Source organism: Pedobacter nutrimenti (genome assembly GCF_003208655.1).
Classification (GTDB): Bacteria; Bacteroidota; Bacteroidia; order Sphingobacteriales; family Sphingobacteriaceae; genus Pedobacter; species Pedobacter nutrimenti.
In genome coordinates this window covers 167,797-182,515 of sequence record NZ_QKLU01000001.1, presented here as the reverse complement: position 1 = coordinate 182,515, position 14,719 = coordinate 167,797, and the positions used below count along the sequence as shown (strand labels likewise).

Here is a 14,719-nt window from a genome sequence, read left to right as displayed (position 1 = left end):
GTAAGTTTTTTGCTCTTCACCTGCTGCATATCTCCTGCTACTGTATCGTAAAACTTCTCAATTCGCCTGAAGCACTCACATTGCCTGCTTCATCAACCGCCTTCACTTCCCATAATATTTTTTCACCAGAATTTCCCAGGTTAAAGGTATAACTCAAGGCAGTTTGGCTTAAAGGGAAAGTACTGTTGTAGGGAATAGAGACATCACCCTTGTATACGAATAAAATGTACTTTTTTGCCCCTGTCGAAGCATTCCATTTTAAGGTCACCGGCTTAGGACTCGACACATTGTTTGCAGGTGCTGTCAGCACGACTGCCGGAGGGGGTGTTGCATCGTAATTGATGGTTTGCACGGCCGACCATTTGGACTCCAAAGCCCCATTGTAAGCTTTTACCCGCCACTGGTAAGCCTGATCCTTTGTAAAACTAACCGCATACTCCAAATTCGTAGTCGTTTTATCCAGAAAAAGGGTTGTCCCGCTGGTAAAATTGGTGTTGTCGGCATCGATCTGGATTTGATATTTATCGGCACTGAACAGTTTAAGCCATTTAAACAATACAGGAGACTGATTGGTCAGGCTGTTATTGGCAGGAGCCGATAACTGTACCTGTTGTTCTGTGATAGAAGTAGGGTATACAGTGAGCCCTGCTATGGTATAGGCAGACCGACTACTGCCGTTTTCTGCCCTTACCCGCCATTGGTAACTTCCTGGATCCAGGGTATATTTAAATTTATTACCCTTAATAAGCGTATCAACGATAAGTTTGGTCGTGCTGTTAAAACCAGGTGAAACCACCTGAAGTCTGTATTTTAAGGCATCCTCGACATTTTCCCACCAAAAAATCTGTGTATAATCTTTGGTTTCCGTACCATCCGATGGAGCCAGCAAAATGACTTTGCGATCGTCTAAAGAAGGTTCAATAAATTCTTTGCAGCCCAAACCCAGACTGCAGATGCTTAAAAAAAATAAATAAATTTTTTTCATAGAGGTTACATTGCTTAAGTAACAGCCCTTTACAATGGAAGCCATCTTCCGGTAAAAAGCTGTAAAATTTTAAGCAATGTAAAACACTTCAGTGCGGCCACACTGCACTGGGATTTTTTTTGAAAGTTTTTTTTCCACATTTTGTGGACTATAAAATCGGCCTATTTTAGACCTTTAAGCTGGTTTATCTCTTTTTGTTGTGCTAAAATCTTAACATCCTGCTCCACTTGTCTTTTATTTTGCTGAATGATATACAGCGTAAGCTCCTCAATTTTCTGCAGAAGTTTTGCACTCATCTCTCCGAGCTCAACACCATTAGCCTTTACTTCTGCCGCAGAAGGAATACCTGGTAAATGTCCTTTTTCTTTAATGTGTTTTTCTGTTTCTGCTAAAACAGGCAGTTTGTAGCTTTCTTCAAAAACATAATCCGGCCAGCCTGCCGTCTCTACTTTGATTTCCTGCGCCCGGATTTTACCGTTCACCGACAGCTTTTCTTTTGGGGAAGTTGTACCAATACCGACATTACCATTTCCCGAACCCAGAGACAAAAAACTAAAACCTTGTTCTGGGTCAATAGAAAATATTGAATAATTTTGCAAATCACCTTTAATAGAGCTTTGAAGACGTAACTTACTATTTGCGCTATTACCGTTACTCGCTCTTTGCTCAAAAAAACCTCCGGAACCATCCTCCCCTGAAACGAGATATTTGTCCGATTGTCCTCCCCATCTTATGATTCCGTTGACATGAAACAAATCAAGTGGGCTCGTTGTCCCAATCCCAACTCTGTTATCTGCATTAATAAACCATGGCGAGCTTGCTGTACTGCTATTGTAAAAACCAAAACCAGAAGCGTTAGAATAAATCGTATTATAATTGATATTGTCTTCTTTATACATCATCAGCTCTGTCGAGTTCACCCCGTTGGACCGGAGCATAATACTTTGCTGAATGGTTTGTTGTGCTTGAATTTTGCCTGCTGCAAGTGTCAGCAATAAAAGTGTTTTTAGAGTTTTCATTTTGTTTGGGTTTTACATTTAACCTTATCCATTTCAACTTCTGTTTTTGGAAAGACCCAACCCGGGTTTTCAACCACAGATGAAAACGAACAGGACGAAGATAAAACCCTTCAGTGCGGCCAAACTGCACTGGGAAAATAAAATGAAAATATTTCTAAATTCCCTGTCATCTCAAGCATTTGCCATCATCTCAGAAGGAAGCGCAGCGATGAGAGATCTATACATCCAGCTTACAGATCTCTCAATCGTTCCTCATTTCGAGATGACGGAAGTTACATTACCTTTCAGAGGATGGTTCAATAGAAATCACATGAACAGGACAATCACATTTACAACATGCCATCCTACGGCTATCAATAAGTTAAACGGTTGGGGGCACCTACCCTTTTTCACTCCAAACCTCTTCAAATTCTTCTTTGGAAATGAAATCTTCCTCTTCCAGGTCAAGGTCCGATAAGGGCTGGTCATACAACATTGCATTTTCGTCACCAGGACCATCTACCGACAGGAACAATTTTCCTTCAGCTGAGATTTCGATCTGTGCTACAGCTGTTCCATTCTGGAAGTGAATGTAAAACAACACTTCCTCTTCTTCCCAATATTTTTTCACAAACACTTCGTTCATATGGCTAGCTTTAATGTTTTTAGCAATCTAATTTGAGTTAAACCTACATAAAAAAACAACAATGCTTTAATAAAGGAGATCTTTAGGCAGGATTAGTCAGGAAATTGCAGTTTGCATAGTTCTTTTACAATTGACAATTTAGAGTGTATAATCCAGTTACAATTAGCAGAGTTATTTTAGCACCTGACCACCGGAAATGCAGCCTAAAAAGAGGCACTTTCTTTTGAGCTTCTTCGGGACTTGTTTTGAATTTGGGTCCTTTTTCAAAAGAAGCTCAAAAGAAGGTACGTACTTGCTCAAAAGAAAGGATGTTTTAATGGGCAGCAAAACAAACAACCTAAACGGAGCATAAAAGCCGGGCAAAAGTACCCCTAAACTTACCAAAAAATATTTCCGACCTTTACCTCATGAACGGCAATGACATCAAAAGACTTTCGAGGCTTACTGCAATTCTTACCCAGTTGCAAACCAAAAGGCTTTTAACTGCTCCGGAGCTGGCTAAAAAATTTTCCGTCAGTCAAAGGACCATTTACCGCGACATTAAAGCACTGGAACAAGCTGGCGTTCCGGTTTTAACCGAAGAAGGAAAAGGCTATAGCCTGATGGATGGTTACCGCATTCCACCGGTTATGTTTACCGAAAGTCAGGCCAATGCATTAATTACGGCCCAGCAACTGGTTTTAAAAAACAAGGACAGTTCTTTCATTAAAGAATATACAGAAGCTATAGATAAGATCAAATCGGTATTGCGATACAGCACCCAGGAAAAAATAAACCTGCTTTCCGATCGGATCGTGTTTCGGCAAAATCCGGAAAACAACCAAAGCAGCAGCTATTTATCGGTTTTGCAACTGGCTTTGACCAATTACAATCTGGTCTCCATAAAATATTATTCCCCAGATAGCGGTGCCACAACGGAAAGGACCCTCGAGCCATTTGCAATTTACAGTACGCAGGAAAACTGGTTGCTCATTTCATTTTGTCGTTTACGAAAAGATTTCAGGGCTTTTCGACTGGACAGGATCCTGCATTTGAATGTTCTTGAAGATAAATTTGAACCGCACAAAATTACTCTTGCAGAATACTTTGAAATTTGCAGGGCAAAATCTTCTTTACAACCCCTGACATAAGGCTGTCCAAAGACCCTTGTAATTTTGGGCTTTATCCATTAAAACTTATAAAATGAACATTCAAAAAATTGAAGCCTTTAACATTATTGGCATTTCGGTACGGACAACCAACGAAAATGGACAAGCGGCCCAGGACATACCAGCCCTTTGGAACAAATTTAACACAGAAGGAATTGCAGAAAAAATTCCGGCTAAACTTGATGATTCCATTTACTCCATTTACACGGAATATGAAAAAGACCATACCAGGCCTTATACCACTATTTTAGGTTGCAAAGTTGAAAATTTAGACCACATTCCCCAAGGTATGGTCGGTAAAACCTTTCAGACAGCAACTTATGCCAAATGCGTTGCAAAAGGAAATCTTTTACAGGGAATTGTTTACAATGAATGGGTAAACATCTGGAATTCAAACCTGGACAGAACTTTTATAGCTGACTTTGAAATCTATGATGAAAAAGCAAAAGACATAGAAAATGCGCAGGTCGGGATATTTATTGGGATAAAATAACCCTGGACATTTTTCTTTCGCGGTTTCCGGTAGGGAAATCGCGAAATTTCACAAAGCCTTTAATGGACTTTTGACCTGAAGGCTATCCGGAAATGGATAAATAAAAGTTGAGGTCATAGGCAAGTTCCTTTTTTTCCGCTAAGCGCTCCTGTCTTTTGGGCCACCGAACCGACAAATGGTCTAAATCAGTTCCGTTAAGGAGTTCTGAAAAATTAGATAAAATACCATTGTAAGGAACACTGGTACATACCATTTTTATTAATTTTCTATCTGCCTTACTGTGCTTTTCCATTGCTTTGTGTGTTTTACTGTGGAGTTAAAATACCAATGCCCCCGCATTGTATTCTTTTATTTCCCAAACGGCTTTTATTCTTCATTCTGTATCAAAAAACCTGTTTTTAACATAGTTTAACAAAACAACATCCACCCAAATCTTTTAAATCCGGCTACAGAACTTCATAAATTTTATCCGGTTGTTAAAATTTATTTAGCGCAGCAGAAAAAAATGAACAAAATGACCAGAGGTATTTTCCCTATAAAAAACTTATCTTTAAACTACCTACGTTCTCTTTATGACACTCTTTCTATTTTTCACCAGCATCTGCTGCTTTTTTTTACTCCTGTTTTCCTTGCATTTGTTTTTTGCAAAAAGAGGCAGCAGGCTATTGAACAGTTTATTGAGTGTTCTTTTTTTTGCCAGGTTCGGACAGGTACTGTTGAGCTTGTTGGTGCATTCCAATGAGTCACAAAGTTTTCCATTCTTTTATCAGTTTTTCACTCCTTTTTTTTATGCTGCACCGGCCTGTTTTTACCTGTACCTTATCTGTTTTATCAGCGGCAGGCAGCATTTGCTAAAACTTCAATGGCTTCATTTTGTGCCGGCTTTACTGGCCCTGGTCGATATTATCCCCTGGTTTTCCCCAAGCCCCATTCACTGGAACCTGGTGGCACAGCAAATTGCAACCAATAAACAATTGTTCATTACCGAAAGAACGGGCTTGTTTCCTGCTTCTTTTTATTACCTGGGCCGCCCCCTGTTAATTTTAACTTACCTGGCCCTGAGCTGGTATAGGGTTTATCAATCGGGCTTCTTTAAAAAACAAGCAGACCATGCAGGTAAACAATGGATTTCCTTTTTTCTTAAAACCTCCGCATTTTTCCAGCTTGCTGGTTTTTTACCCCTGTTGTTGTTGCACAAGGAAAAATCCATGACCAACGAACTGTTTACCATGATCAGCTGCAGCATTCTTTTGTTGATCATGATTTTTGTACTGCACCAACCCAAACTCTTTTATGGATATCTTTTCGTTTCCGTTAACCTGGATACAAACAGGGAAACCAATAACCCCGCAGACCTGACTTTACCCTTCGCGCCAGGCGACGAACAAAAACCCGCAATAAAAAAGTTAAGCCTGTTGCCCGAGCAACTGGTCCATTACTCGGTCCGCATGAAAGAAATTATGGAACAGCAGCGTCCCTACCTTTCCTCCGATTTTCAAATTGCCGATCTGGCCAGGGAACTTCATATTCCCGTACACCACTGCTCCTTTGTACTGAACAAACTTATTTGCAAAAATTTCAGGGACTGGATCAATGAATACAGGGTCGCATTTTTTACCACTCAATATCCGATGAAGGCAGAAAAGATGACCATAGAATCCGTTGCGCATGAGTGCGGCTTTAAAAGTACGGCTACATTTTACAATGCTTTTAAAAAAGAAACGGGCATGATGCCAAGGGTTTATTTTTCCCAAAAGAAAGTTTCCTGAAAAGATTTTTTTGTCTAACGATTGAAAGGATAGACAAATTGAAAGCATTCAGGAGTTAAAAAACCACCAATAGCCAATAACTTTATTGACAGATCCGAAATTTCATTAAAGGATCCGAAAGTAATAAGAGACTTAATTTTTCCTTATATACTATACCTCAAAGCGCTCAAATACCCGTATAAACCATATAAATTAATTATTCATCTTATTAACTTCTCATGAAAAAAGTAACTTCTACTCTATTGTTATTCTTTTTGTTTGTGCTTGTCAGTTTCGCGCAAACCCCTCAAAAGATCAATTATCAGGCGGTGATCCGCGATGCCAGCGGCCAGCCTGTACTCAGCCAGGCGGTCGGTTTAAGGCTTACCGTACAGACTGGTCCGGCAGGACCAGCCCTCTATACGGAAACCCAAACCCCCACCACAAACGCCTTTGGTTTAACCAATTTACAGATCGGCACCGGTACGGTGATTACAGGTACTTTTGCCAGCATTCCATGGTCCACAGGAAATAAATTCCTTAAAATAGAAGCAGACCTGACCGGTGGTACTGCTTATGCAACCATTGGTACCGTAGAGCTGATCAGTGTGCCCTATGCTTTAAATGCGGCAACCAGCTCAGACAATCAATGGGCACTTTCTACCGGAAACATTATAAATAACAACAATGCAAGTGTAGGCATTACCAACATTCCGGGCAATTTGCCAGCCGCAGATGCCATACTGGACATTTCTGCTACCGGAAAAGGGGTACTTATCCCAAGGGTAGCAAATGCCACAGCAATAACTACTCCTAGTGATGGTTTGCTCGTTTATCAGACTGGCGGTACAAAAGGTTTTTACTTTTCTAAAGGAGGAGTATGGACAAAACTTTCGGATGCAGCCTCCTCGGGCACAGCCTCTGGTTCAATTATCCCTTATGCTTCCGGTGCACCGGTTGTTTTAACAACCATTGCCGGCGGTTTGGTAGGAACTACAAGTGTTGTTGGTTTCGGCAGCAGTTTTCCTGGTGTTTCCCTCCTTGGAGGAAATATTGACGCTACCGGTATAACGAATTTTGCATTTTCCATGCCTTCAACCGGCACGATAAAAAGCATATCGGCCTATTTCAGTAATACCGTTGCATTAAGCTTAATTGGTACAACCGTGACCATTACCGCCCAGCTTTATTCAAGTACTACCCCAAACAATACCTTTAGCCCCATTCCCGGGGCTTCAGTAACCCTGGCGCCTTCACAAACAGGTGTTATTTCAATAGGAACAGTTTCGAATGGGATTACAACCGGACTAAATATTCCTGTAACACCGGAAACGCGCCTCTTAATGGTTTTCTCCGCTACAGCAGCTGGTCTATCCCTGATCAATACCGTTACGGGCTATGCCAGTGCTGGCGTTGCTTTTCAATAAACCGTTCCGCTCATCTTAACTAAAAAATCATGAGATACCTCAAAACAATTATATTGTTGTGGGTCGCGATTTTAGCCTGCCTGCGGGCAGACGCTCAATCTGCTGCGAACTATGCGATCAGCGCAGGCGGCGGAGCGGGAACATCTGGTGGAAAAACCATGGTATTTACAATCGGGGAACCGGTTATTGCAACCATTGGGACCAACCCTAAATTTACCCAGGGTTTACACCAGACTTTCATTTCCGCAGTCGTGACCAATGTCACCTCGACCAATACAACAAACACCTTTTATAAAGTAGGTGGTGTCATTACCATTACAGTGGCCTTCAGCCAGCCTGTTAACGTCACCGGCACACCCGAACTTGCACTAAACAGTACAGGAAAGGCCACTTACACTTCAGGAAGCGGTACCTCGCTCCTGACCTTTACCTATACCGTTCTGGCTGGTGAAAATGCAGCCTTACTCGATTATAGTACAACAGGTTCCCTGACACTTGCCGGGGGGACCATAACCGGAACCGGTGGTACGCCTACATTGGCGCTTCCCACTCCCGGAGCAGCCGGATCGTTAGAAGTGAATAAGATCTTAACGGTCGATACACAGGCTCCCCTTGCACCACTGGCGCTTGCCCTGGCCGCTGGAAGCGATACCGGAACCTCTACAACAGACAACATTACCAATGTGACCACACCAACGGTTACCGGTACGGCCGAACTGAACTCCAGTGTCACCTTGTTTGACACCGACGGTACTACTTCCCTTGGAACAGCTACCGCCGATGCCACAACAGGTGCATGGTCCATTACCACCTCAACTTTGGCACAAGGTGTACACAGTCTGACCGCGAAAGCAACAGACAAGGCTGGGAATATTGGAGTGGCCTCAACAGCCTTAAGCATTACCATTGACACCACCGCCCCAACTGTGGCCATTACCAGTGATCTGGCCCTTTTGAAAGCCGGACAGACCGCCACCATAACTTTTACTTTTAGTGAAGATCCAAGTACAAGTTTTACCTGGAATGGAACAACCGGTAGTGTAACGGTTACTGGCGGGGCTTTAGGTGCCATTTCCGGTACCGGTTTAACCCGTACAGCAACCTTTACCCCAACGGCCGGTATCAATAATGGCAGCGCGAGTATTACCGTAGCTGCCGGTGCCTATACTGACATTGCAGGTAATGCGGGCGGGGCTGGAACCAGCCCTGTGCTCAATTACGATACGCAACCACCTGTTGCACCTTCTACACCGGTCCTTGCTGCCGGTAGCGACAGCGGCACCTCCAATTCAGACGGGATCACCAATGTGACCACACCGGTCATTACCGGTACCGCAGAGCTGGGTGCTACTGTAAAATTATACGATACAGACGGTGTAACGCTGTTGGGCACTGCTATAGCAGACGCTACTACTGGCGCCTGGTCTATTACCAGCACAACCCTATCGGCAGGCGTTCATAGCCTTACGGCAAAAGCAACAGATGCAGCCGGAAATGTGGGTCCTGCTTCTTCGGCCCTGAGCATTACCATTGACACAACAGCCCCTGTACTGAATACGATTGTACTTGCCGATGCAAACCCAAGCAATGCCACTACGGTGCATTATACCCTGACTTTTTCCGAAGCGGTTGCAGGAGTAGACATTACTGATTTCAACCTGAGCACCACGGGAACTGCAGCGGGCACCGTATCGGCAGCAACCAGTACCGATAACATCGTCTGGTCGGTTACCGTAAATACCATAACAGGCAACGGAACCATGGCACTGAATTTAAATGCCAGTGGAACCGGCATTACCGATATAGCCGGAAATGCAATCAGTGGAGGTTTTACGGGCGGGCCTGCCTATACTTTTGACCATACAGCACCAACACTTACTGCGGTCAATATTGTATCGGACAATGCCAACCCTACTTATGCAAAGGTGGGCAATACAGCCACCTTAACTTTTACAGCCAGTGAGGCTTTGCAAAGCCCGGTCGTGACCATAGCCGGGCACACCGTTGCCGCTACTGCAACAGGCAACAACTGGACAGCCAGCTATACTTTTGTAACCAGTGATACCGAAGGCCTGGTGCCTTACAGCATTACCTTCATTGACCTGGCTGGAAATGCCGGAACACCGGTAACCACAGGTACAGGTTCTGTTACTTTTGACAAAACCGCGCCAACTTTAAGCGCAGTGGAAATCAGTTCCAATAATGCTTTGCCTATACTAGCAAAAGTGGGCGACAAGGCCACACTGACCTTTACCTCCAGTGAGGCTTTGCAAACTCCTGTGGTGACCATTGCTGGACATACCGTAGTACCTACAGCTTCCGGAAATAACTGGACAGCCAGCTATACTTTTACCGCTGGTGATACTGAAGGCCTGGTGCCTTACAGCATTGCTTTTAGCGACCTGGCAGGCAACGCCGGAACGCCGGTGACCACCGGTACAGGTTCGGTAACTTTTGACAAAACTGTGCCAACTCTAACAGCTGTAAACATTGTATCCAATAATGCAGTACCTACCCTGGCCAGAACAGGAAATACAGCTACCTTGACCTTTACCGCAAGCGAAGTGCTGCAAACCCCTGCGGTGACCATTGCAGGACATGCCGTTACCCCAACCGCTTCAGGCAACAACTGGACCGCTACTTATACCTTTGTTTCAGGCGATCCGGATGGCCTGGTGGCTTACAACATCAGTTTCAGCGATCTGGCAGGTAATGCCGGTACAGATGTTTCTACAGGTACAGGTTCGGTTACCCTGGACAACAATACACCGACCTTAAGCGCGGTGAACATTGTTTCAGACAATGGTGTACCTACCCTTGCTAAAGTGGGCAATACAGCCACTTTAACCTTTACTTCAAGTGAAGCTTTGCAAACGCCGGTGGTGACCATAGCCGGGCACACGGTTACCGCTACTGCAACGGGCAACAACTGGACAGCCAGTTACACTTTTATAGCCGGAGATACCGAAGGCCTGGTGCCCTACAGCATCACTTTCAGTGACCTGGCCGGAAACGCCGGAACGCCGGTGACCACAGGTACGGGTTCGGTTACTTTTGATAAAACTGCACCAACTTTAAGCGCAGTAAATATCGCTTCTGACAACGCAGTGCCAACCCTGGCCAAACCAGGTAACACGGCTTCACTGACTTTTACATCCAGTGAAGCTTTGCAAACCCCAGTAGTCACCATAGCCGGACATACCGTTACCCCAACGGCTAGCGGCAACAACTGGACGGCGACCTATACCTTTGTTACAGGTGATCCGCAAGGTCTGGTCGCTTACAACATTAGTTTCAGTGACCTGGCCGGAAATGCCGGTACACCAGTATCTACAGGTACAGGATCGGTTAGCCTGGACAATACTGCACCAACTTTAACTGCAGTGAATATTGTTTCCAATAACGCGGTACCTACCCTGGCCAAAACAGGAAATACAGCAACACTGACTTTTACATCCAGTGAAGCGCTGCAAACCCCTACAGTGACCATCGGTGGACATACCGTTACCCCAACCGCTTCAGGCAACAACTGGACCGCTACGTATACCTTTGCTTCGGGTGATCCGGATGGCCTGGTGGCTTACAACATCAGTTTCAGTGATCTGGCGGGGAACGCCGGTACACCGGTTAGTACAGGCACAGGTTCAGTTACCCTGGACAACAGCGTACCAACTTTAACGGCGGTAAACATTGTTTCCAACAATGCAGCACCTACTTTGGCGACGACAGGAAATACCGCAACTTTAAGCTTTACTTCCAGTGAAGCTTTGCAAACGCCCGTGGTCACCATAGCCGGACATACCGTTACTGCTACAGCAGCAGGCAACAATTGGACGGCGAGCTATACTTTCACTGCTGGTGACACCGAAGGGCTGGTACCTTACAGCATCACTTTCAGTGACCTGGCCGGAAATGCCGGAACGCCGGTGACCACAGGTACTGGTTCGGTTACTTTTGACAAAACTGCACCAACTTTAAGCGCAGTAAACATTGTTTCCAACAATACAGTACCTACTTTGGCGACGACAGGAAATACAGCAACTTTAACTTTTACTTCCAGTGAAGCTTTGCAAACCCCTGTAGTCACCATAGCCGGACATACGGTTACGCCAACCGCTTCGGGCAACAACTGGACTGCTACCTATACCTTTGCCCCTGGTGATCCGCAAGGTCTGGTGGCGTATAACATCAGTTACAGCGATCTGGCCGGTAATGCCGGTACACCGGTTAGTACAGGCACAGGTTCGGTTACCCTGGATCAGAGCGTTCCAACCTTATCGGCGGTTAACATTGTATCCAACAATGCCATACCAACCCTGGCCAAATCGGGCAATACTGCTACCCTGACTTTTACTTCCAGTGAAACCCTTCAAACCCCTACCGTGACCATCGGTGGACATACGGTTACCCCAACCGCTTCGGGCAACAACTGGACGGCTACCTATACCTTTACCCCATCCGATCCGGATGGCCTGGTGGCGTATAACATCAGCTTCAGTGATCTGGCCGGTAATGCCGGTACACCAGTTTCAACAGGTACAGGTTCTGTTACCCTGGACAACAGTGTGCCAACTTTAACTGCGGTAAATATTGGCTCCAACAATGCAGTACCTATATTGGCTACAATAGGAAATACAGCTACCTTAACTTTTACTTCCAGTGAAGCTTTGCAAACACCTGTAGTCACCATAGCCGGACATACCGTTGCAGCTACTGCAGCAGGCAACAACTGGACCGCAAGCTATACCTTCACTGCTGGTGACACCGAAGGACTGGTGCCTTACAGCATCACTTTCAGTGACCTGGCCGGCAATACCGGAACACCGGTTACTACCGGCACTGGTTCAGTCACTTTTGATAAAACAGCTCCTGCTGTTCCGACTGGTTTAGCGGCCGCTTCGGGAGATACTCAAAACGTGCTGACCTGGAATGCCAATACCGAAACAGATTTTGCAAAATACCGCATCTTCTTTGGCACAAGTCCTTCTCCAACCACCCTGCTTGCCGAGGTGACTGGTGCAACCACTTTCACTCAAACTGGTTTAACCAACGGGACCTTGTATTATTACAACATCCAGGCAGTCGATAAAGCAGGTAACCAAAGTGCGGTCAGCGCAGATGTTTCGGCCACACCTAAAGCAAATCAAACCATTACCTTTACGGCCATTGCCAGCAAAACCTATGGGGATGCGACATTTGCCCTGGGCAGTGCAAATTCATCGGCAAACCTGCCGGTAACCTATACCGCAGCCGACCCTACCCTGGTGTCTATTACAGGCAATATGGCCACCATTCTTAAAGCCGGAACAACCACTATTACTGCAAGTCAGGCAGGAAACGCCAGCTTTAACCCTGCTGCTGCTGTTCAGCAAAGCTTAACGGTAAACACAGCGGGCTTAACCATTGTAAACACCAGCCGCAGTAAAGTTTATGGTGATGTATTGGGCAATGCCGACTTTACAGGCAGCATCACCGGCATTCAAAACGGGGACAACATTACCGTAACCCGCAGCAGTACCGGAGCGGCCATAACTGCTGCAGCCGGACCTTACCCTATTGTTGCTACACTGGTTGATCCTAATGGAAAATTGTCTAACTATACAGTGAACAATGCCAATGGCACTTTAACCGTAGGTCAGAAAACAGTTACCCTTACCGCATCAAACCTCAGTAAAAACTATGGTGATGTCCTTGTCTTTGCCGGTACGGAGTTTAGCGTTACCGGTTTGATCAATGGAGACGCTGTTACTTCTGTAACCCTTAACAGTGCCGGCGCTGCCGCTACTGCAAGTGTTGCAGGTTCCACTTATAACATCGTTGCTTCGGCAGCTACGGGAACCGGTGTCGCCAACTACAATTTCACTTATGCTGTTGGTCAGTTAACGGTTAACCCTAGGCCGTTGACCATTTCGGCTAACAACCAAAGTAAATTCCTGGGTTCGGTAAACCCTCCGCTTACCGCCAGTTATACCGGTTTGGCTAATGGAGAAACCAGTGCAGTGCTGACCGCGCAACCTGTGCTGACTACCACAGCCATCACTTCCAGTCCGGTAGGTACTTATGACATCCTGGTGAGCGGTGCAGCCGCGGCCAATTATGCCATCACCTATCAGAAAGGTACCTTAACCGTTAAAAGTGATGTTCCAACCAGCATTAGCCTGGCAGCGGTTACCCTTTATGAAAACGCACCAGCCGGAACCAGTGCCGGAACGCTGAACAGCACTTCTGCTGATCCGTCTGCAGTCTTTACCTATACCCTGGTTTCTGGAACAGGCTCTACAGACAATGCGTTGTTTGCCATAACCGGAAACAACCTGAAAACCACTGCTCCGCTGGATTATGAAAACAAAGCGGTTTACAGCATCAGGGTACGTTCGACAACGGCAAACAATTCATCACTGGAGCAGGTGCTAACAGTTAACCTGACTGATGTCAATGAGGCGCCAACTCTTGCCCCTATTGCCAGTCAGACCATCTGTTTTACTTCTGCTGTGCAAACGGTTCCTTTAACTGGCATCAGTGCCGGACCAGAGCTTAACCAAACGACCACACTGAGTGTCAGCAGCAACAATGCAGCATTGTTCCAGTCTCTGACCGTAGCAGGCAGCGGATCAACCGGTACCCTCAGCTACAGGCTAAGAGACGGTGCGGCAGGAACGGCTACCATTACTGTAACGGTAAAAGACAATGGTGGTACGGCTAATGGTGGTGTAGACACTTTCAGCCAAAGCTTTACCCTGGTGGTCAATGCCAACCCTGTGTTGAGTATCACCAGCAATAAAGGCACTGACATCAGTTTGGGCGACATTGTTCAACTGACAGCAAGTGGCGGAACCAATTATGTCTGGACCAGCAACAGCAGTATCCTGTCTGGTCAGAATACCCCGGTACTCACCGTCAGACCACGTGTGGCCACCACCTATACGGTAAGCTCAACCAACGCCAATGGCTGTACCCAAAGCCAGTCCTTTACCCTTAATGTTCTGGACGATATGGCCAAAATTAAAGCAACCAATATCCTGTCTCCGAACGGTGATGGCTATAATGACAAATGGATTGTGGACAACATTGATTTTTATCCAAACAATGAGGTGAAAATCTTTGATAAAGCCGGTCGTATTTTATACAACAAAAAAGGATACGACAACAGCTGGGACGGCACCTTGGACGGCCATCCTTTGAATGAAGGCACCTATTATTACATTATAGATTTTGGGCCTAACAGACAGAAATTCAAAGGTTTTATTACCATAGTCAGAAACAATTAACACCAA

The 14,719-nt window shown here is 45.4% G+C and carries 9 protein-coding genes; 5 read left to right on the top strand and 4 right to left on the bottom strand.

Going from position 1 to position 14,719, the window contains the following annotated elements; all coding sequences use genetic code 11:
• Window positions 1-37: 37 nt before the first annotated feature.
• The 3 genes from B0O44_RS00635 to B0O44_RS00625 all read right to left on the bottom strand — a co-directional run bounded on the left by B0O44_RS00635 (window position 38) and on the right by B0O44_RS00625 (window position 2,629).
• Entirely contained in the window at window positions 38-985 is a 948-nt protein-coding gene (locus B0O44_RS00635; RefSeq protein WP_146229745.1) for a fibronectin type III domain-containing protein, read from the bottom strand.
• Window positions 986-1,146: 161 nt separating this feature from the next.
• On the bottom strand, window positions 1,147-2,004 hold the full coding sequence (locus B0O44_RS00630; protein WP_110826769.1) for a hypothetical protein: 858 nt from the start codon (window positions 2,002-2,004) through the stop codon (window positions 1,147-1,149).
• 379 nt (window positions 2,005-2,383) lie between these two features.
• On the bottom strand, window positions 2,384-2,629 hold the full coding sequence (locus B0O44_RS00625; RefSeq protein ID WP_110826768.1) for a hypothetical protein: 246 nt from the start codon (window positions 2,627-2,629) through the stop codon (window positions 2,384-2,386).
• Window positions 2,630-3,036: 407 nt separating this feature from the next.
• Between B0O44_RS00625 and B0O44_RS00620 the strand changes: the two genes are divergently transcribed.
• Complete coding sequence (locus tag B0O44_RS00620; protein ID WP_110826767.1) at window positions 3,037-3,759, top strand: helix-turn-helix transcriptional regulator; 723 nt, start codon at window positions 3,037-3,039, stop codon at window positions 3,757-3,759.
• A 52-nt stretch (window positions 3,760-3,811) separates the two neighbouring features.
• Window positions 3,812-4,270 (top strand): GyrI-like domain-containing protein, encoded by a 459-nt coding sequence (locus tag B0O44_RS00615; RefSeq protein ID WP_110826766.1) that lies wholly within the window; start codon window positions 3,812-3,814, stop codon window positions 4,268-4,270.
• 82 nt (window positions 4,271-4,352) lie between these two features.
• On the opposite strand, the gene B0O44_RS00610 is transcribed toward B0O44_RS00615, so the two are convergent.
• Window positions 4,353-4,562, bottom strand: coding sequence for a hypothetical protein (locus B0O44_RS00610; protein WP_110826765.1), 210 nt, complete (start codon window positions 4,560-4,562; stop codon window positions 4,353-4,355).
• Between the two features lie 280 nt (window positions 4,563-4,842).
• Here B0O44_RS00610 and B0O44_RS00605 point away from each other — a divergent pair, with 280 nt between their 5' ends.
• From B0O44_RS00605 to B0O44_RS00595, 3 genes are all read left to right on the top strand, one after another.
• Window positions 4,843-6,039, top strand: a complete 1,197-nt coding sequence (locus B0O44_RS00605) for a helix-turn-helix domain-containing protein (RefSeq protein ID WP_110826764.1) — start codon at window positions 4,843-4,845, stop codon at window positions 6,037-6,039.
• A gap of 218 nt (window positions 6,040-6,257) precedes the next feature.
• Entirely contained in the window at window positions 6,258-7,445 is a 1,188-nt protein-coding gene (locus tag B0O44_RS25320) for an exosporium glycoprotein BclB-related protein (protein WP_110826763.1), read from the top strand.
• Window positions 7,446-7,474: 29 nt separating this feature from the next.
• Complete coding sequence (locus tag B0O44_RS00595) at window positions 7,475-14,713, top strand: Ig-like domain-containing protein (RefSeq protein ID WP_110826762.1); 7,239 nt, start codon at window positions 7,475-7,477, stop codon at window positions 14,711-14,713.
• Window positions 14,714-14,719: the final 6 nt, after the last annotated feature.

Bases quoted from the DNA above. Each gene is read 5' to 3' on its own strand.
- B0O44_RS00620 (WP_110826767.1), top strand. From the start codon at position 3,037: ATGAACGGCAATGACATCAAAAGACTTTCGAGGCTTACTGCAATTCTT.
- B0O44_RS00595 (WP_110826762.1), top strand. From the start codon at position 7,475: ATGAGATACCTCAAAACAATTATATTGTTGTGGGTCGCGATTTTAGCC.
- B0O44_RS00635 (WP_146229745.1), bottom strand. From the start codon at position 985: ATGAAAAAAATTTATTTATTTTTTTTAAGCATCTGCAGTCTGGGTTTG.
- B0O44_RS00625 (WP_110826768.1), bottom strand. From the start codon at position 2,629: ATGAACGAAGTGTTTGTGAAAAAATATTGGGAAGAAGAGGAAGTGTTG.
- B0O44_RS00615 (WP_110826766.1), top strand. From the start codon at position 3,812: ATGAACATTCAAAAAATTGAAGCCTTTAACATTATTGGCATTTCGGTA.
- B0O44_RS25320 (WP_110826763.1), top strand. From the start codon at position 6,258: ATGAAAAAAGTAACTTCTACTCTATTGTTATTCTTTTTGTTTGTGCTT.
- B0O44_RS00605 (WP_110826764.1), top strand. From the start codon at position 4,843: ATGACACTCTTTCTATTTTTCACCAGCATCTGCTGCTTTTTTTTACTC.
- B0O44_RS00630 (WP_110826769.1), bottom strand. From the start codon at position 2,004: ATGAAAACTCTAAAAACACTTTTATTGCTGACACTTGCAGCAGGCAAA.
- B0O44_RS00610 (WP_110826765.1), bottom strand. From the start codon at position 4,562: ATGGAAAAGCACAGTAAGGCAGATAGAAAATTAATAAAAATGGTATGT.